Annotated in this window: 17 protein-coding genes and 1 riboswitch; of the genes, 6 read left to right on the top strand and 11 right to left on the bottom strand. The window is 73.0% G+C overall.

Going from position 1 to position 18,347, the window contains the following annotated elements; genetic code table 11:
• Nucleotides 1–5 precede the first annotated feature (5 nt).
• The gene (locus tag AB0N82_RS05040; protein WP_363388842.1) at nt 6–1,487 is read right to left on the bottom strand and encodes an NAD(P)/FAD-dependent oxidoreductase; all 1,482 of its coding nucleotides are present in this window, start codon (nt 1,485–1,487) and stop codon (nt 6–8) included.
• Nucleotides 1,484–3,937, bottom strand: a complete 2,454-nt coding sequence (cofG, locus tag AB0N82_RS05045; protein WP_363388845.1) for a 7,8-didemethyl-8-hydroxy-5-deazariboflavin synthase CofG — start codon at nt 3,935–3,937, stop codon at nt 1,484–1,486. The genes AB0N82_RS05040 and cofG overlap by 4 nt, the downstream gene beginning before the upstream one ends.
• Nucleotides 3,938–4,085: 148 nt before the next feature.
• Here cofG and AB0N82_RS05050 point away from each other — a divergent pair, with 148 nt between their 5' ends.
• Entirely contained in the window at nt 4,086–4,484 is a 399-nt protein-coding gene (locus AB0N82_RS05050) for a hypothetical protein (protein ID WP_315994334.1), read from the top strand.
• A 147-nt stretch (nt 4,485–4,631) separates the two neighbouring features.
• Here the strand turns inward: AB0N82_RS05050 and AB0N82_RS05055 are convergent, their stop codons facing one another.
• Genes AB0N82_RS05055 through AB0N82_RS05065 form a run of 3 tightly spaced genes read right to left on the bottom strand, consistent with a single transcriptional unit; the run spans nt 4,632 to nt 7,618 of the window.
• Complete coding sequence (locus tag AB0N82_RS05055; protein WP_363388848.1) at nt 4,632–5,450, bottom strand: TSUP family transporter; 819 nt, start codon at nt 5,448–5,450, stop codon at nt 4,632–4,634.
• Nucleotides 5,451–5,504: 54 nt separating this feature from the next.
• Nucleotides 5,505–6,323 carry an ABC transporter permease gene (locus AB0N82_RS05060; RefSeq protein WP_363388851.1) on the bottom strand — a complete coding sequence of 273 codons (819 nt, stop codon included), beginning with the start codon at nt 6,321–6,323 and terminating at the stop codon, nt 5,505–5,507.
• Nucleotides 6,320–7,618, bottom strand: coding sequence for an ABC transporter ATP-binding protein (locus AB0N82_RS05065; protein WP_363388854.1), 1,299 nt, complete (start codon nt 7,616–7,618; stop codon nt 6,320–6,322). Before AB0N82_RS05065 ends, AB0N82_RS05060 begins: the two co-directional genes overlap by 4 nt.
• A gap of 87 nt (nt 7,619–7,705) precedes the next feature.
• On the opposite strand from AB0N82_RS05065, the gene AB0N82_RS05070 reads away from it, so the two are divergent.
• From AB0N82_RS05070 to AB0N82_RS05090, 5 genes are read left to right on the top strand one after another with little or no spacing between them, the layout of a single operon-like run.
• On the top strand, nt 7,706–8,770 hold the full coding sequence (locus AB0N82_RS05070) for an enoyl-CoA hydratase/isomerase family protein (protein WP_363388857.1): 1,065 nt from the start codon (nt 7,706–7,708) through the stop codon (nt 8,768–8,770).
• Nucleotides 8,771–8,798: 28 nt separating this feature from the next.
• Nucleotides 8,799–9,629, top strand: a complete 831-nt coding sequence (locus tag AB0N82_RS05075) for an LssY C-terminal domain-containing protein (RefSeq protein WP_315994339.1) — start codon at nt 8,799–8,801, stop codon at nt 9,627–9,629.
• Nucleotides 9,626–10,201: a hypothetical protein gene (locus AB0N82_RS05080; protein ID WP_315994340.1), complete on the top strand. Its 576-nt coding sequence runs from the start codon at nt 9,626–9,628 to the stop codon at nt 10,199–10,201. Before AB0N82_RS05075 ends, AB0N82_RS05080 begins: the two co-directional genes overlap by 4 nt.
• A 41-nt stretch (nt 10,202–10,242) precedes the next feature.
• Nucleotides 10,243–11,172 (top strand): DnaJ domain-containing protein, encoded by a 930-nt coding sequence (locus tag AB0N82_RS05085; protein WP_315994341.1) that lies wholly within the window; start codon nt 10,243–10,245, stop codon nt 11,170–11,172.
• 39 nt (nt 11,173–11,211) lie between these two features.
• Entirely contained in the window at nt 11,212–11,394 is a 183-nt protein-coding gene (locus AB0N82_RS05090) for a DUF5302 domain-containing protein (protein WP_315994342.1), read from the top strand.
• Nucleotides 11,395–11,478: 84 nt separating this feature from the next.
• On the opposite strand, the gene thiD is transcribed toward AB0N82_RS05090, so the two are convergent.
• The 6 genes from thiD to AB0N82_RS05120 all read right to left on the bottom strand — a co-directional run bounded on the left by thiD (nt 11,479) and on the right by AB0N82_RS05120 (nt 18,324).
• Nucleotides 11,479–12,909: a bifunctional hydroxymethylpyrimidine kinase/phosphomethylpyrimidine kinase gene (gene thiD / locus AB0N82_RS05095; protein WP_363388863.1), complete on the bottom strand. Its 1,431-nt coding sequence runs from the start codon at nt 12,907–12,909 to the stop codon at nt 11,479–11,481.
• Complete coding sequence (gene thiE / locus AB0N82_RS05100; RefSeq protein ID WP_363388866.1) at nt 12,906–13,553, bottom strand: thiamine phosphate synthase; 648 nt, start codon at nt 13,551–13,553, stop codon at nt 12,906–12,908. Before thiE ends, thiD begins: the two co-directional genes overlap by 4 nt.
• Nucleotides 13,550–14,395 (bottom strand): hydroxyethylthiazole kinase, encoded by an 846-nt coding sequence (gene thiM / locus AB0N82_RS05105; RefSeq protein WP_363388869.1) that lies wholly within the window; start codon nt 14,393–14,395, stop codon nt 13,550–13,552. The genes thiE and thiM overlap by 4 nt, the downstream gene beginning before the upstream one ends.
• A riboswitch (TPP riboswitch) is annotated at nt 14,387–14,478 on the bottom strand. It overlaps the preceding gene by 9 nt.
• A 226-nt stretch (nt 14,479–14,704) precedes the next feature.
• Nucleotides 14,705–16,054 (bottom strand): DUF222 domain-containing protein, encoded by a 1,350-nt coding sequence (locus AB0N82_RS05110; protein ID WP_363388872.1) that lies wholly within the window; start codon nt 16,052–16,054, stop codon nt 14,705–14,707.
• A gap of 269 nt (nt 16,055–16,323) precedes the next feature.
• Entirely contained in the window at nt 16,324–16,680 is a 357-nt protein-coding gene (locus AB0N82_RS05115; protein ID WP_363388875.1) for a GntR family transcriptional regulator, read from the bottom strand.
• Nucleotides 16,681–16,683: 3 nt separating this feature from the next.
• Complete coding sequence (locus AB0N82_RS05120) at nt 16,684–18,324, bottom strand: D-alanyl-D-alanine carboxypeptidase (protein ID WP_363388878.1); 1,641 nt, start codon at nt 18,322–18,324, stop codon at nt 16,684–16,686.
• Nucleotides 18,325–18,347: the final 23 nt, after the last annotated feature.

Consider the following 18,347-nt stretch of genomic DNA (forward strand, 5'->3'; position numbering starts at 1 on the left):
CTCCTCTAGATGTCGACGCTGGGAAGGGTCGCCCGCACGGGCGCGACGAACTCGGAACCGTCGGTGCCGGCCAGTCTCTCGTGGAACGCCTGCACCGTACCCGGCCACAGCAGTGTCAGGCGCCCCGATCGGTGGTCGACGTACCAGTTGCGGCATCCGCCGGTGAGCCAGGGGGTGGATGCCGCGGCCTCGGCGATCTCGGCGGTGTACGCCGCCTCGGCATCCGGGCGCACTCGCAGCACGCGATCGGTGCGACGGTCGCGCTCGCACAGAGCGCGCACCACGTAGGCGGCCTGCTCCTCGGCCATGAGCACCGCGGAGTTGTGGCCGAGGCTCGCGTTGGGGCCGTTCAAGACGAACAGGTTGGGGAAGCCCGTGACCACCGTGGAGCCGAACGAGGTCATGCCGTCGGACCAGTGCGCCGCGAGCGTGCCCTCCTCGCCGTGCACGAGATCGGCGTAGGGCTGCTGGGCCGAGGCGAAGCCGGTCGCCAGCACGAGCACGTCGGCGTCGTGGCGCGTCCCGCTCGCGGCGGTCAGCGCCGAGCCCTCGACCGACACCAGCGCCGTGGGCTCGAGGGTCACGGCATCCGAGGCGACGGCGGGGTAGAACGCGTCGGACAGCAGGACGCGCTTGCATCCGAAGGCGTAGTCGGGCGTGAGAGCCTCGCGCAGCGCGGGGTCGGCGACCTGCGCGTGCAGGTGCGCGAGAGCGACCTCCCGAGCGGCGGCGGATGCCACGGCGTCGCCCGAGCGGGAGGCGAAGCGCCGCTCGCCCTCGGCGTAGAGCTCCGCCCGCAGGCGCGCGAGGTCACCGGGGTGCGCGGCGAGACGCTCGCGCTCGGCGAGCGGGATCTCGTCGCCGCCGCGCGGCACGATCCACGCCGGGGTGCGCTGGAAGAGCGTGACGTGGGCGGCGCGGCGGGCGAGTTCGGGGACGAGCTGCACGGCGCTCGCGCCGGTGCCGACGACGGCGACGCGTTTTCCGGTGAGGTCGACGTCGTGGTCCCACCGGGCCGAGTGGAACAGGGGACCGTCGAACGACTCGAGTCCGTCGATCGCGGGGACGTGCGGCTCGGTCAGGCGTCCGCAGGCGAGAACCAGGGAGCGGGCGACGACGGGCTCGGCCCCGGTGTCGATCCGCCAGACCGCGTCGGCGGCATCCCACCGCGCCCCGAGGAGGGGGGTGCGCAGTCGCAGGCGATCGCCGAGGTTCTCGCGCTCGGCGACCTCGCGCAGGTACCGCTGGATCTCACCGCCCGCCGCGAACGTGCGGGTCCATCCCGGGTTCGGGTGCGCGGCGAGGCTGTAGAGATGGGCCGGTACATCGCACGCGACACCGGGGTAGGTGTTGTCGCGCCAGGTGCCGCCCACGTCGGACGCGCGTTCGAGCAGCACGATGTCGTCGCGACCGGCCCGCCGCAGAGCGCCGGCCATGGCGAGGCCGGCGAAGCCCGCGCCGACGATCGCGACGTCGACGACTCTCACGCGGGGGCTCCGTCGGGTGCGGGGGTCTCATCGGGCGTCCGGCTCGCGTCGGCGGGGAGGGGGAAGCGCGTGCCGCCGCTGGTCACGACGTACGGCGCCGAGGCATCGGTCACGCGGTAGTCGGTCGTGCGCAGCCGGAACGGCCGCATGAGGCTCCGCGCGAGGCGCTCGGCGGCGGGGACGGGCAGTTCGAGGCCCTGCTCGATCCCGGTGTCGGGCAGCACCCGCCCGTCGTAGAGCGTGCCGCCGAGGTCGTCGCCACCGGAACGCAGCAGCACGGCAGCGGTGTCGCGGCCGACGCGGGTCCACGGGATCTGCACGTGCGCGATGCTGCCCGAGAGCAGCAGCCGCGACAACGCGACCATCGCCCGGTGCTCGTCGACGGGCGCGCGCCCCGCCACCAGCGGCACGTCGCCGCCGGGCAGGGGGATCGGCACGAACTCCGCGAAGCCGCGCGTGCGGTCCTGGATCTCGCGCAGGCGCCGCAGGTGGGCGATGCGCTCCTCAGCCGTCTCGACGTGCCCGTAGAAGAGCACCGAGGTCGACCGGAAACCGCTGAGGTGCGCGGCGGTGATGGTCTCGATCCACGCGTCGATCTCGAGATCGCCCGGGGCGACGAGCCCGCGCACGCGCTCGCTGAGCACCTTCACGCCCGTCCCCGGCACGGTGTCGACCCCCGCGGCGTGCATCGCGGCGAGGGCACCGCCGAGGCCGAGACCGCCTCGGTCGGCGAGGTCGCGCACATCGAGGGGGCGGTAGGCGTGCACGTGGATGCCGGGGGCGGCGCCCTTCACGGCCCGCACGAGGTCGAGGTACCCGGCGGGGTCTTCGTCGCCGGGCAGTGCGCCCTGGATGCAGATCTCGGTCGCACCGAGGTCGACGGCATCCACCGCGATGGCCGCGGCGTCGTCGAGGCCGAACTCGCCCGGTGCCGCGCGGCCGCCACGGCGTAGCCCCGACGAGGTGAGGTTGCGGTTCTGCACGAGCGTGATCGGTTCGCCGACGGTGTAGCGGCGGGCGTCGTCGGCGACCGCGGTCAGATCGTCGAGCTCACCGCCCGTTGCGTGCAGCAGGCGGGTCCAGTCGGCGTCGTCGAGAGCGAGAGGGGCGGATGCCGCCCGCTCGGCGAGGCGGCGCACGCCGGGGTCGGGAGAGACGGCGCCGGTGCGGGGCGTGGGCACGGGGCGGGCGGAGGAGGCCGTGGGGGCCGTGGGAGTCACGTCGGCGGCCAGGCCCGCGGCATCCGCCAGGGCCCGGACGGGCGCACGCAGGGCCGGGTCGATCCAGGTCTCGGCTTCTCGCACGAACTCCGGATGCGCGGTCAGACGCTCGCGCAGTGTGTAGCCGTGGGTCGCGGTGGAGGCGGCCAGGTCGTCGATGTGGGGCCAGGGCCGTTCGGGGTTCACGTGATCGGCGGTGAGCGGTGACACTCCGCCCCAGTCGTCGATGCCGGCGGCGACGAGCAGCCCGAGCTCGCGCGGGTCGGAGAGGTTGGGCGGCACCTGAACGCGCATGTCCGGCCCGAGCACGAGCCGCGCGACCGCGACCGCCGCGAGGTACTCCCGCATGTCGGCGTCGGGGGCGCCCTGCATGGCGGTGCGGGGCTTCGCGCGGAAGTTCTGCACGATCACCTCCTGCACGTGGCCGTGGCGGTCGGCGCTCTCGCGGAGGGCGACCAGCGACTCCGCGCGATCGCGGACGGTCTCACCGATGCCGACGAGGATGCCGGTGGTGAACGGGATGCCGGCGGCCCCGGCGTCGTCGATGACCTTCAGGCGCAGGTCCGGGTCTTTGTCGGGCGAGCCGAAGTGCACCTGCCCGGGCTCCTCGAACAGGCGCCGGGAGGTGGTCTCGAGCATCATGCCCATCGACGGGGAGACCGGTCGAAGCACGGCCAGCTCGTCGGGGTGCATGACTCCCGGGTTGGCGTGCACGAGCATCCCGGTCTCGGTGGTGATGAGGCGGGCGATGTGCACGACGTAGTCGATGGTCGAGGCGAAGCCGTGCTCGTCGAGCCACGCCCGGGCCTCGGGCCAGCGCTCCTCGGGGCGGTCGCCCAGGGTGAGCAGCGCCTCTTTGCACCCGAGGGCCTGGCCTTGCCGCACGACCGTGAGCACCTGCTCGGGCGTCATGTACGCGGGCTTGCGCAGCAGCGCGAGCTGGCCGGGGGTGTCGACGAAGATGCAGTAATGGCACCGATCGCGACAGAGCGTCGTGAGCGGCACGAACACCTTGCGCGAATACGTGATGACGCCCGCTCGGCCGGCCCGGTCGAGACCCTCGTCGCGCAGGGCCGCGGCCACCGGGAGAAGGACGTCCAGATCGGCCCCGAGGAGGGTCTCCGTCTCGTCGACGTCGGGCCGGTGACCGGTGCGCACGCGCGCGAGCAGGTCGTCGATCGAGGTGCCTCGGGCCGGTGCGACTCGCGGCGCAGCGCTGCCCGTGCTCATCGCTCCAGGCTATCCCCCCGCTCCGACATCGGGGCCGAGGGGGAGGGGGACCGCGGCCGTCGCGCGCGTGGCGTCCCGGCGTCCGTTCCGGCGATCGTGGCCGTCCTGTGAGGTGCCCGGCGGGTCGACGCACCACGACGCTGGCAGGATGGATGGCATGGTGACCCTGCTGCTCGATTCGACGCAGCTCGAGGTCGTGCTCTCGCCGACCGAGCGGGCTCTGTCGTTCCGCAAGACCAACATCGTCGTCCCCCGGGAGCACATCGACCGGGTGCAGCTGACCGACGACGCATGGACCTGGATCCGCGGGGTGCCCAACCCCGGGATCAACCTCCCCGTCGCCGTCGGGGCCGGCACGTGGAAGTCCGCCGGCGGCAACGACTTCGTCATCATCCGGGGGCGCAAGCCCAGTGTGGTCGTCGACCTCGTCGGTCACGACGAGTTCGAGCGCCTGGTGCTCACCACCAAGCACGGGGTGGCGCTGGTGAAGGCGCTGCGCCTCGACGTGGCATCCGAGCCCGAGGACGTCGCCGACATCGTCGCCTGAGCATCCCCCGCTCTCGCCGCGCTCCCGCGCTCCCGCGCACATGCGCGCCGAGTGTCCAGAACACCCGGACGATATTTCGTTCCGTCCGGGTTTCCTGGACACTCGGCCGGTGCGGCCGGTGCGGCCGGTGCTGCGCGAAGCGCTGGATCAGCCGGCGAACTGCGCCACGGTGTCCCACGCGAGCTTGACGATCAGGATCGACAACGTCACCAGGAACACGATGCGCACGAAGCCGCTGCCGCGACGCGTGGCCATGTGCGCGCCGATGAAACCCCCGGTGATGTTCATCACGGCCATGGCGAGGCCCAGCGCGAGGATGATCTCGCCGTGCACGCCGTACACCGCGAGGGCCGCGAGATTCGTCGTGAGGTTCGCGATCTTGGCGTTCACGCTGGCCTGCAGGAAGCCGTAGCCGAGCACGCCCACGATGAGGATGACGAAGAACGAGCCCGTGCCCGGACCCAGGATGCCGTCGTAGAACCCGACCAGCAGACCGATCGCCCCCGCCCGCCAGGCGACGGCCGCCCGGGAGTCGTGGCGCGGGGCGTGCTCGAGACCCATCTTCGGCTTGAACAACGTGTACAGCGCGACGGCCACCACGGCCACGAGCACGATCGGTGTGAGCACCTCGCGCGGGACGAAACGCGACAGCGCCGCACCGACCGTCGAACCGGCGTACGCCCCCGCCACCAGCGGCACGAGGAGCACGAGCTGCACCCGGATGCGGCGGAGGTACACCCAGCTGGCCGAGAGCGTCCCGAAGAACGACGACAGCTTGTTCGTGCCCAAAATGAAGGGTGTCGCGACGTCCTTCGGCACGCCGATGACGAGAGCGGGAAGCTGGATCAGGCCGCCGCCGCCGACCACCGCGTCGACCCACCCGGCGACACCCGCCGCCACGAGCAGCAGGATGAGAGCGGCCACCGAGACGGGGAGCCACTCGGCGATCACCGGTCCATCGAGCACGGTTGATTCTCGCCGCTGCGGGCTGGGTCGACAAAAAGCGCAGCTCGGAACGGGTCAGTCGATGTCGCGGCGCCAGGTGGTGAACAGGCCGACCACGAGCAGCACCACGGCGTACCCGAGCAGCACGAGGCCGCCCATCCACCACTCGAGGGCGTCTGCACCCGCCGTGCCCATCGCGCCGAAGATGGTCTGCCCCACGAGCGCGTCGCTCGCGGCGCTGGGGAACCACTTCACGACCTCGCCGAAGCCGTCGACCACTCCGCCCAGGGTGCGGATGATCGGTTCGACGAACAGTGTCACCGCGAGCACGATCACGATCGCGGCGACCTGGTTGCGCACGACCGTGCCGACGCCGATGCCGACCACGGCCCACAGTGCGAACGCCAGCAGCATGCGGCCGACGAGCACCCACGTGTCGGAGGAGGCCAGTTCCGCGTCGATCCCGAAGATGCTCAGCACGCCCGCGCCCGCCGCGATCGCGGCGAGGGAGCCCAGGATGCCGTAGAGCAGGCCGACCAGGATGCCGACGACGAACTTGCCGCCGAGCACGACGCCGCGGCGCGGCGTCGAGAGGAACGTGGGGGTCAGCGTCTTGTGGCGGAACTCGGTGGTCACCATGAGGGTGCCGATGAGCAGGGGGAAGACGTAGCCGACCGCGGAGGCCGTGCTGTAGACGAGCGCGGGGACGCCGTCGGCCGACATCGCGGGACCCGTGCCGCCGGAGAGGCGCCCCGAGGCCACGCCGCCGAAGACGAAGGCGAGCAGGCCCGCGGTGAAGGCGACGTAGACCATGAGCACGATGCCCAGCACCCACCAGCCGGCGGTGGTGAACTGCTTGGTGTACTCGGAGCGCGTGGCGGCGAGGAGCGTCATCGCGACACCTCCTGCTCGTGACGGACGAGGTGGTCGTCGTCGGGCGTCTCGCCGCCGTGCGCGACTCCCACCGGAACGATGTCGATCACCCCGGTGGAGGCGACGGCGTACGAGGGGCGGGGGATGTCGTCAGCCTCGGTGCGGGCGGGAGCGGCCGCGACGGGGGCGATGACCGCGACCAGCGCCGTCGACGGGCGGGGCTCGTCGGCGACGCGGTCCTCGGCGGAGGGCGCCGCGTGCACGGGCACCTCGTGCTCGGGCGCCGGCGCGGTCGTGGGGGCGTCCGCCGGTGTCGGGACGTCCGCGGCCGCGGCGACCGGCTCGGGCGCTGCCCCGTCGCCGGCCGTCGCGGAGGCGGCATCCGTCGTCGGGATCGACGTTCCCCCGGCGCTCGCGTGCACGCGCGCGCCGCTCACGAGTTCGAGGAAGATGTCCTCCAGGCTCGCGCCCTTGCTCTGCAGGTTCGACAGCGCGATGCCCGCAGCGGCGGCCAGGCCGCCGATCTCCACCGGTTCGTGATGGCGGATCGTGAAGCCGTTGCGCAGCAGCTGGTAGTCGATTCCCCGCTCGTCGAGCAGCCGCGACAGCGCGGCGCGATCGGGTGAGTCGACCACCGTGGCGTACTCGTCGGGGTCTGCGAGGTCTTCGATACCGCCCTGGAACACGAGGCGGCCGCGCGAGATGATCAGCAGCGCGTCGACGGTCTGCTGCACCTCGGCGAGCAGGTGCGAGGAGATGAGCACCGTGCGTCCCTCTTCGGCGAGATGGCGCAGCAGGGAGCGCATCCAGCGGATGCCCTCGGGGTCGAGACCGTTCGACGGCTCGTCGAGCACCAGCACGCCGGGGTCGCCCAGCAGTGCCGTCGCCAGCCCCAGACGCTGGCGCATCCCGAGTGAGAAGCCGCCGACGCGGCGCCCGGCCACGTCGGCGAGACCGACGAGTCCCAGCACGTCGTCGATGCGGGTGGTGGGCAGGTTCGCGGCGCGGGCGTAGACCTTGAGGTGGTTCGCGGCCGATCGGCCGGGGTGGAAGCTCGACGCCTCGAGAGCCGCGCCCACCGTCTGCAGGGGGGAATCGAGGTCGGCGAACGCCTTGCCGCCGATCGTGGCGGTCCCCGACGTCGGGCGCACGAGCCCGAGCAGCATGCGCAGCGAGGTGGTCTTGCCGGCGCCGTTCGGCCCGAGGAACCCGGTGACCTGACCCGGCTCGATCCGGGCGGAGAGATCATCGACCGCCGAGACCGCTCCGAAGCGTTTGGTGAGGCCGGCGAGCTCCAGCACCTGTCCGTCGGGCATTCGGCACCTCTCGTTCGGTGGGCGTTCCGTCCATCTTCCCCGATCCGGGGCCGAAAACCCATCCGGCGGCGTGTGTAACGTGGCACCGTGCACGCACAACGATCCGCAGACGACAGCGTCCTCGTGGGGGGGCGTCGCGGCCTCGGCCACCTCACCCTCAACAAGCCCCGCGCGATCAACGCCCTCGACCTGGAGATGATCCGTGCGCTGAACGTCACGCTCGACCGCTGGGAGCGCGACACCGACGTCGACGTCATCCTGCTCGACGGCGCCGGCGACCGGGGCTTCTGCGCGGGTGGTGACGTGCGCGCGCTGCACGAGATGGTCACCGCCGGACGCGTCGACGAGGTGCACGCCTTCTTCCGCGAGGAGTACGCCCTCGACCACCGCATCGCCACGTCGCGCAAGCCCGTGATCGCGATCGCCGACGGCGTCTGCATGGGCGGCGGCATCGGACTGGCCGGTCACGCCGCCATCCGCATCGTCACCGAGCGCTCGCGCCTGGCCATGCCCGAGACGCGCATCGGCTTCACTCCCGACGTGGGCGGCTCGTGGCTGCTCGCCCGCGCCCCCGGCCGCCTCGGCGAGTACCTGGCCCTGACCGGCGGAACGATGGATGCCGCCGACGCGCTGTACGCGGGATTCGCCGACCACATGGTGCCCACCGCCCACCTCGAGGCGCTCTACGAGGCGCTGGAGAACCGGGCCGACCCCTCGAGTCCGACGGAGCTCGTGCTGCTGTTCGACGAGAGTCCGGAGCCGTCGCGCCTGATCGCGGCGCGGGAGTGGATCGACGACGCCTTCGCCGCCGCCGACGTGCCGGCGATCATCGACCGCCTGCGGGCACGGCCCGAGCCCGAGGCGCGCGAGACCGCCGACCTCCTCGCCGCGTCCGCCCCGACGGCGGTGGCGGTGACGCTCGAGGCCGTGCGTCGCGCGCGCGAGCTGCCCTCCCTGCGCGCCGCCCTCGCGCAGGAGTACGGCCTCGTGCTGTGGTTCGCGTTCACGCAACCCGACCTCGTCGAAGGGATCCGCGCGCAGGTCGTCGACAAGGACCGCACGCCGCGATGGACGCCCGCGCGGCTCGAGGAGCTGCCGAGTGGTCGCGTGGCGGAGGCCTTCGCCTATGAGCCGGAGCCGGCGCTGTGGTGACGCGCCGGCGGCCGGGATCGCGCCGGCGATGACCCCTCCGCGGCGCCGCTGGTCGTTCGGTCGAGCCCTCGACGGGTTCTTCTTCGTCTTCGCCGGTCTCGCCGCGTTCTGGCTCGCGTATCTCAGCTTCACCGAGTCGTTCTCGCTCGGATGGGCCGGCATCGCGATGGCGATCGCCTTCTGGGTGCTGCTCGCCTATCTCGTGCTGCCGCGGCTGCATCGCATCCTCACCGCCATCTACGTCCCCGACTACTTCATGGGGCGTACGCGCACGTCCGACGGGCTGTTGGGCGACCCCGTCAACCTGGCTTTCCTGGGCGAACGGGAGCAGATCGAGGACGTGCTGGCGGACGCCGGCTGGATCGCCGCCGATCCGGTCACCCTGCGCTCCTCGTGGCAGATCATCAGCTCGACCCTGCGACGGCGCAGTTATCCCCGTGCGCCGGTGAGCCCGCTGTTCCTCTTCGGGCACGTGCAGGATCTCGCGTATCAGCAGGAGGTCGCCGGATCCCCCGCGCAGCGGCACCACGTGCGCCTGTGGCGATGCCCCGACGGATGGCTCCTCCCGGGTGGACGCCGCGTCGACTGGCTGGCCGCCGGCACCTTCGATCGCGCGGTCGGCCTCTCGCTGTTCACGCTGCAGGTGACCCACCGGATCGATGCCGACACCGACATCGAGAGGGACCACATCGTGGGCAGCGTCGCCGGGGTCCGCGGGGTGGAGGTCGACGTCATCCGGGACTTCTCGACCGGATACCACTCGCGAAACGGCGGCGGAGACAGCATCACCACCGACGGCGACCTGCCCATCATCGACGTGCGAGCCGTCTCGGCGGTCGGTGGGGAGCGGACACCGTGAACGAGCAGCGGCATCCGCGCAAACGCGTGGCCTTCGAGCCGCCTCTGGATCCCACGGCGGGGGATGCCGCGATGCACCGCCCCACCGCGACCGTCGCGGGAGCGGTGCTCGTCCTCCTCCGCGCCATCGCGGGGGCCCTCTGGGCGGTGAGCGTGGCGTTCTCGCTCCCGCCGTGGCTGCAGCAGATCGCCGGCGCCGCCAGCGGCGATGCGAGCGCGTCGACCGACCCGGAGCTCGCCGCGTTCGCCGACCTCGGTATCGGCACCGCGGTCTTCCTGAGCGTCATGGGCGCCCTCTTCGTGGTGCAGGTGGTGCTCGGCATCCGGATCCTGTTCGGGGGCAACCTGTCGCGCGTGCTCGTCATGCTCATCTCGGTCGGTTCGATCAGCGCGAGTTTCGTGGGCTGGTGGGAGCTGGGGCTCGAGATCACCGTGCGCACCACGCTGCTGACGCTGAGCCTCGACATCCTCGTGCTGCTGGCCCTGTCGAGTCGCGACGCGGCGGCGTACGCGCGGCGCCCGCGCCGGAGCCGCCCCCGGGCGCACGGATCCCGCACAGGCGCGGCGCGTTAGCCTGAGAAGCGCCGCGCCCCGCGGCGGAACGGATGACGCACGTGTTCGACAGTCCTATGTCGTCCTCGGCATACGAGGTGCTCCGCGTCGCGGCCGATGTCGACGACGAGGGCCTGCGCCGCGCCTACCGGGTGCGCCTGCGAGAGACGCACCCCGACACCGGCGGCGACGCCGCCCTGTTCGTGCAGGTGCAGCGGGCATGGGAGCTCGTCGGCACGCCCGAGGCGCGCAGCGCCTACGACCGGGGCCAAGGAGCGGCGACGACCGGGGACTGGGGTGGCGCGCCGACGGCATCCACGCCCTCCCGTCCCGCGGACACCCGCCCGCGCGCGCGGTCGCACGGCCAGCCGGGCGGCTGGCGGCGTGAGCGCTACCTCGACCTGATCCGCGAGTGGGTCGGGCGCGGCGTCGACATCGCCGACCCCTACGACCCGGCGCTCGTGCGCTCGGCGCCGCCGGAGATCCGCCACATCCTCGCGGATGCGCTCGCCGAAGAGGAGACCGCGCGCCTGGTGTCGGAGCTCGGCATGGGGTACACCGTGTGGCACGACGTCTTCGCCGACCGCGACGGGGTGGATCCGGAGCAGAAGATCGACCACCTCGTGCTCGGCCCGAGCGGGCTGTACGCCCTGCTCAGCGAAGACTTCGGCGGCCCGGTCGGGGTACGCCGGGGCGAGATCACCGGTCCGAACGTCATCGGGGCGCCGGTCACGGAGCTCGTCTCCCGCGCCCGCGTCATCGCGCGTTCCGCGGGGGTGCGCTTCAGCGGGGCGATCGTCGTCCTGCCCGACGACGACGTGTTCGACGCGATCACCGAGCTCGGCAAGGTGCGGGGAACCCCCGTCGCGCTGGTCACGCGCAGCGCGCTGACGACGCTGCTGCGTCGCGGCATCACGGGCGCGCGCGAGGTGGGCGGTACCGAGCTGTTCGACATCCGCACGCGTCTGCAGCAGCGGGTCCGCCACGTCTGACCGGTGGTCCGTGTCGCGGAGCGTGCCTAGGGTGGGGGCATGAGTACCGATGAGACCTCGGATGCCACGGCATCCGCCGAGATGAAGCGCAAGTTCCAAGAGGCGCTCGCGAAGAAGAACGGTCAGCAGCGGTCGGGCCAGGCGCACCTCGACGGTCATTCCGCCGTCCAGGGCACGCACGCGGCCGTGACGAAGCGCGAGTTCCGTCGCAAGAGCGGCTGACCCTCCGCCGCCGCGCGAGTCGCCGGGAATCGTCGCCACCGGGCCGTCCGAAGCGACAGAACGTGGCGACTCGCGCGAGCGGGGTCAGCGCAGGGGCGCCTCGAAGAACGCCCGCTCGAGGGCCATCGAGCGGTCGTAGGCCGCGGCCATCGCGGAACGGACGGCGGGGGATGCCGCTCGCGCGGCGGCATCCACGATCCCCGCCGCCTCGGCCGACGACGCCGCGAACACCTCGTCGCCGTAGGCGGTGAGCCAATCGGCGTAGGCGTGGTCGGGGCCGAATGTTCCGCGCCAGCGCGCACCGATGTCGGTGTACAGCACGAAGCAGGGGAGGATCGCCGCCACGAGAACCGCGTACGAGCCCGTGCTCGACGCGGCGTGCAGGTGGTCGGTGTAGTCGAGGGTGGATGCCGCGGGCTCGAGACCCGCGGGGTCGACGTGCGAGCGGTGCAGCTCCGCCTCCTCGGCCAGGCACGACACCGACGCCGCGGCCCAGAAGCGCTGCTCGTCGACCGTGGGCGCGAGGGCCGCGGCGCGGGCGAGGACGCGCGCGTACTCGCGGAGGTAGAGCAGATCCTGGCCGAGGTACCAGGCGAACGCCGCGCGATCGAGGGTGCCGGATGCCAGGCCCCGTACGAAGGCGCAGGCGTCGACGTCGGCGCGGATTCGGGCCGTGGCAACCCACCGCTCGGCGCTCCACGACCGGCCGAGGTCGATGTGCGGGCGCAGCTCGTGCAGGTGGTCGATCGGGCCGTTGCCGTGGCCGACGTGCAGCGCCTCGGCGTGCTCGAGCGCGCCGGTCAGCCAGCGCTTCGCGCGGGTCAGGGCGTCCGGCCACGACAGGCCGTGGGCGGCGAGGGTGGCCATGGCCGACGACAGCGAGCAGCCGGTGCCGTGGGTGTGCCGGGTGTCGACGCGGGGTCCGGCGACCGGATGCACGCCCGAGCCGTCGATGATGGCATCCGGGCTCTGCTCTCCGTCGAGGTGGCCGCCCTTGAGCAGGACGGTCGTGCGGGAGCGCTCGGCGAGAAGCTGCGCCTGAGCGACGGCGGCGTCCCAGGACGCGGCGCGCGGCTCCCCCACGAGCACGGCGAGCTCGGGGAGGTTGGGGGTGACGAGGTGCGCTCGGTGGCAGAGGGCGCGCACGGCTTCTTCGGCGTCGGGGTCGAGCAGGCGGTCGCCGCTGGTGGCGACCATGACCGGGTCGAGCACGACGATCGGCGGCTGCACCTCGGCGAGCCAGCCCTCGACGGTCGCCGCGACCTCGACGGAGCCGAGCATGCCGATCTTGACCGCGTCGATCTCGACGTCGTCGCTGACCGCGCGCAGCTGCGCGTCGAGGAACGCGGTGGGCGGCACGTGCACCTCGCGCACGCCTCGGGTGTTCTGCGCCACGAGCGCCGTGACCGCGGCCATGCCGTAGCCGCCGAAGGCGGCGATCGACTTGAGGTCGGCCTGCACGCCGGCGCCGCCCGTCGGGTCGGTGCCGGCGATGCTCAGGACGCGCGGGCTCACGCTCCCGCCTCCCACTCATCGCGGAGGTCGCGGACGACCGCGCCGGGATCGTCGGCGCCGCTCACCGCCGACACGACGGCCACGCCGGCCGCCCCCGCGCCCCGCAGAGCGGCGACGTCGTCGACGCCGATCCCGCCGATCGCCACGCAGGGCACGAGAGTGGATGCCGCGAGCGCGGCGAACCCGTCGACGCCGAGCGGGCGCGGGTGGTCGGGTTTGGTGGCGGTGGCGCGGATGACCCCGACGCCGAGGTAGTCCACGGTGTCGGCGGGGAGCGCGGCGGCGGCCGCGAGATGGGCGGGCGTGTTCGCGGTCCACCCGATGAGGGCGTCGGGGCCGAGCAGCGCGCGGGCGGCGTCGACCGGCAGGTCGCTCTGCCCCAGATGGATGCCGTCGACCCGCGCCCCGCGGTCGCGGGCGGCGAGCACGACGTCGAGGCGGTCGTCGACCACGAACGCGCACCGCCCGGCGACGACGTCGGCCAGGTCGAGGGCGCGCGCGAACAGCTCGCCGCCCGTGGCGATCTTGTCGCGCAGCTGCACGACGGTCACCCCCGCGGTGACCGCAGCATCGACGATGCCGCGCAGTCGCGCGAAGGGCACGCGATGATCGGTGACGAGGTGCAGCGAGAGGTCGCGGGTCATCGTCGGACCCCCGGCTCGACGGTGTCGGCTCGTTCCGTCTCGATGCCGACCGATCGCAGGTCGGACGGCTCGAGCGCGGCCAGCTCGTCGAGGAAGGCGACGGCGAACGACCCCGGACCGCGGGAGACGGATGCCGCCCGCTCCGACGCGATCGCCCAGATCGCGCTCGCGGCGATCGCCGCATCGAACGGTGCGGTCACCGCCGAGAGGGCCGCCATCGCCGCGCCGAGGGCGCAGCCGCCGCCGGTGACCCGGGTGAGCAGGACACTGCCGCCGATCACGCGCACTGTGCGCTCGGCATCCACGATGAGGTCGACCTCTCCCGACACGGCGACGGTCGCTCCCGTCTCCCGCGCCAGGGCTCGGGCGGCTTCGAGGGCGTCGTCGGGCGAGTCGGTCGCGTCGACGCCGCGGCCGCCCGCTCCCGATCCGGCGAGGGCGAGGATCTCGGAGGCGTTGCCGCGGATGATCGCCGGCCGTGCGGCGAGCAGCTCACGGGCGAGGGCGGTGCGGACCGGCAGGGCGCCGACGGCGACGGGGTCGAGCACCCACGGGGTGCCGGCGCCCACGGCCTCGCGGGCGGCATCCCGCTGCTCGGCGGTCGGGGTGCCGAGGTTCACCAGCACTCCGCCCGCGACGCCCGCGAACAGACCCGCCTCGCCGGGGATGTCGCACATGGCGGGGGCGGCGCCGACGGCGAGCAGTGCGTTGGCGGTGAAGTTCGTCACCACCGCGTTCGTGATGCACTGCGTCAGCGGAGCGGTCCGACGAAGGGCCTCGAGGCTTTCGGCGGGGGCGGGCCCCGCGGGGGTGGACGGAGACGACGACGTGCGAACGACCATTCGCGACATCCCTTCGCTAGTACGAACTAGATCAGGTTCGACGGGTGTGTTCTCAGCCCTGGCGGGCACCCCGTGTCACTGCGGGCGACGCTAGCACAGGGGGTGCCGATCCCCGGGGCGAGCGGCAGGGTGAGGGGATGCTCGCGGGCATCCGTCGCCGGAAGTCCCGGGGAGCGCGGCGTCGCGTGTGCGCATGGGGGCCAAGGCGGACGCGTGATGCGTGTGCGAGGGCGAGCGCGAGTCCGGCTGTCCCGGGCGCGCTCACTTCCCCGAGGGTTCGTGAGGGGTTGGTGGACGGTCTCGCAAAGATCAGAACGGCGCGGGAGCCTCATCCGGATCGGGTGGCGCGAGGTCGTCGGGAAGGAAACGGACCGCGGGGGAATAGGGCAACGGTTCGTCGGTGTACGTACGGCCGGTCGGCGAGGTCCACTCGAGGACTCCGCCGGGGAGTTGTCGAACTTTCCAGCGCGTGAACTGTTTCTGCGTGTGATGGCGCTGGCACAGATGGGCGAGATTGGCGACGGCGGTGGGGCCGCCCAGAGCATGGTCGACGGTGTGGTCGACCTCGCAGCGGACGGCGGGCACGATGCAGCCGGGCCACCGGCAGTGCCGGTCACGCGCCCGGAGGTGGCGGTCGATCGCAGACGTGCGGTGATATGTGTCCGTGTGGAGCACGGCGCCGGTGACGGGGTGGGTGAGGACGCGGTCCCACGGGGTGGCTGTGGACTCCGCGAGCGTGCGGGCGGTGTGCGCGTCGACGGGTCCGTGCCCGACCAAGTGAGCAGGATCGGCGTTCTCGGTGCCGGGGTCGAGGATGCTGAGCGCGGGCACCACCACCTGCACGCGCGCGCGAATGGCGCCGAGGGTTCCCGGGCCGTCATCCCCGCGGGTGGGGTCGGCCTCGGGGGCCGCCGTGAGGAGGAGATCGGCGAGGATGTCGGCGCGCAGCTGCGCGGTGGTGCGCTCGTCGGCGGGAGCGGTCGGCACGGGGGCGGTACCCGCATCGCGATGATCGATGACGGCGCGGGCCTGCTGAGTCAGTCGGTCGTGGATGCCGACGGCGAGGACCGTGGGGAGGGTGGCGATGAGATCGGACATGCCGTCGTCCCCCGTGACGACGCGTACGCCGCGGGTCTCTCGCCCGCGCGCGTGACGTTCGGTGAGGGTCGTGGAGTGAAGCTGCTCCGCCAGCACGGCCAGGCGGGAGCGGAGTCGACCGGGGCTGAGCCCGGGTGCAAGTGCGACGGCGAGCCTGTCGAGCTCGCTGCGCGTGTCGGGCGGGATCTCGCCGCCGATGTCGGCGATGACGTGCGCGTGGGTGCGACGGAGGAGGCCCGCCTCCCATGCGGCGAGGGTCGCGGGATAGTCGTCGACCAGGGTCATCGCGCGGATGATCTGACGCTGGAGCGACCGATCGGAGAGGCTCTCGGCCGCGGCGAGTTCCGACGCGATCTCGCGCAGCGCCAACTCGGCCGCACGCGACGAGGCGCGCTGGCCGGCCATCACGTCGAGGGCGAGGTGCCCGGCTTCGGCGAGGGCGCGGGTGCGGGCGACTTCGGCGGCCGCCAGGCTCTTTCCTGCTCGCACGACCTCGTCGAGCACCGCGGACAGGGGCCGCGCCGGCCCGTCCGAGGTCGAGGGGGAGGTCTCATCGTGCATGTGTGCATGCTACCGGGAACCTCCGACATTACCCCAGGTCAAGAGGCTCTTCTGTGGATAGATCGCTCGAGCGCTGGGTTGGGGAGGAGGGGTCGCTGCCCGGCTTCCTCGGCCGTCTACCGCATCGCAGCCTGGACGGACCGCCCACCGATCTCCCGACCGTGTCATCGCCGATCCTCACGCGTCCGGCGACGGCTCCGTCGCCCACCGAGCGCCGCCCGGATGCGCAACCGCCGACCACCCCATCGCCGCGCCGAAACCCGGCGCCCTCACCCCGCGCCGAGGGCCGCGCGCACCAGAGCCACCGCGTCCGTCGGCGAGACGCCCAGACCCCGGACCGTATCGGCGTACGTCTTCGCCGCCTGAGCGGCGCGCGTCGCCGCCGCGTCGCCGCCGCGGACGATCGTGCCGGCGCGACCGCGGGTCTCGACGTACCCGGCCTCCTCGAGCTCGCGGTACGCCCGGGCGACGGTGTTGGCGGCGAGGCCCAGCTCGGCGGCGAGGGTGCGGACCGGCGGCAGGCGCGTCCCCGCGACGAGGGAACCGTCATCGATCGCGGCGATCACCTGCGCCCGCACCTGCTCGTACGGCGGGGTGGGCGATTCGGCATCCACGGAGAACTGCATGGGTCAGTCGTTCACCCCGAACAGGTCGAGCGGGTGGGTCAGACGCCACCACGGGCTCGGCGGCTCGATCTCCGCCGCGAGTCGCACGTCGACGGTGGACGCGTCGACCGGCCCGGTCGCCGTGAAGGCCCCGACCGTCTCGCCCTCGTCGCGTGCTTCGCCGAGATCGAAGCGCGTGGAGGTCTGCGCGCTGGCGCCGTTCCACAGCACCACGGTCGCGTCGTCGGCGGTGACCAGATCGATGTCGTCGCTCCAGAGCGTCTCGACCTTGCCGACGACGGTTCCCGCGGTCACGGACGGGCTCGGCTGCAGCTCCTCCTCGAGGCGCGTGAAGAGGTCGCGAGTGGCCTGGTTGCGCGTGTCGGGTCCGGGCTGGCCGAGCACCGCCGCGTAAGCCCGGACCGTCGTCCCGGCGACCGTGATGTCTTTCGCGGTCAGGAGGTTCCACGCATCGAGGGTGCCGGTCTTGACCCCCACCACGCCGGGATCGCCCAGGAGCGCATTGCCGTTCTTGAAGGTGCCCGCACCCGGCAGGGTCAACTCCGGGGTGCGCACGATCTCCGCGATCACGGGGTTGGCCAGGGCCCGTTCGGCGAGCGCGATGAGGGCCGCGGGCGTCGCGGTGTTCCCCGCTTCGATGCCCGTGGGGTTGACGATCGTGATGCCGTCGATGCCCCGCTCGGTGAGGTAGGTGTTCGCGGCGGCCGAGAACGCGGCATCCGTACCGAAGAGATCGGATGCCAGGCGCTGGGCGTAGTTGTTCGCCGAGGCGATCAGCATGCCCTGTAGCATCTGCAGCTGCGTGAGGCTTCCGTCGACGGGCACGTCGAGGGAGGATTCGCCGCGGGCGCGGTACTGCCAGTAGTCGGCGCTGTCGGCCTGGGTGAAGGCGTACGTCTTGCCCTGCTCACCGGGTGCCAGGGGCAGGCGGTCGAGCACCACGAGCGCGGTGACCACCTTCGTGATGCTCGCGATCGACTCGGGCGCGCTCGCCGCCGACGACAGGGTGCCGGGCACGCCGTCGATCGCGATCGCCGCTTCTCCGTCGGCGGGCCACGCCGGTTGCGCCGCGGGCGCCGCCGCGGGCTCGACCGCCACCGCGCGGGTCGTGGGCTGCACGGCGTTCAGCGGCCACAGCAGGGTCGTGGCGACGTACGCGGCGAGCATGAGCACGAGCAGCACCGGGGGCACGACCGTGGCGGGCCGGAGTCGTCGGCGACGCGCGCCGGAGAGCAGGTCGGCCTGTCGACTCGTCGCGCCCGACACGACGAAGATCGGCGACGGACGCGGCGCCGACGCCTCGCCCGGATCGACCCACGACAGGGCTCCGAGCAGGACGGGGGCGTCAGCGGACGTCGGAGCAGCAGCCGTCGGCGCAGGGGCGGGCATGGTCGCCGGCGCGTCCGGCGCCGGGGCGACTCCCGGGAATGCCGGCGCCGGGTCGGCTCCCGGGACTGCCGGCGCCGGGTCGGCTCCCGGAACGGACGGCGCCGGTGCGGGTTCCGAGGCGGTCGCGGCGTCGGCGCTCGCCGGAGCGTCCGTGACGTCGGCGCCCGCCGGGCTCTCGGCATCCGTCGGGCTCTCGAGCGACGACTCGGCCGGGTCGCGCTGCGCGCGCCTCGCGGCCGGGGTCTGCTCGTGCACCCGCCCACGCTACCCCGGCCGCC

Origin of the sequence: Microbacterium sp. NPDC089186 (assembly GCF_040685115.1) — a bacterium.
Taxonomy (GTDB): domain Bacteria; phylum Actinomycetota; class Actinomycetes; order Actinomycetales; family Microbacteriaceae; genus Microbacterium; species Microbacterium galbum.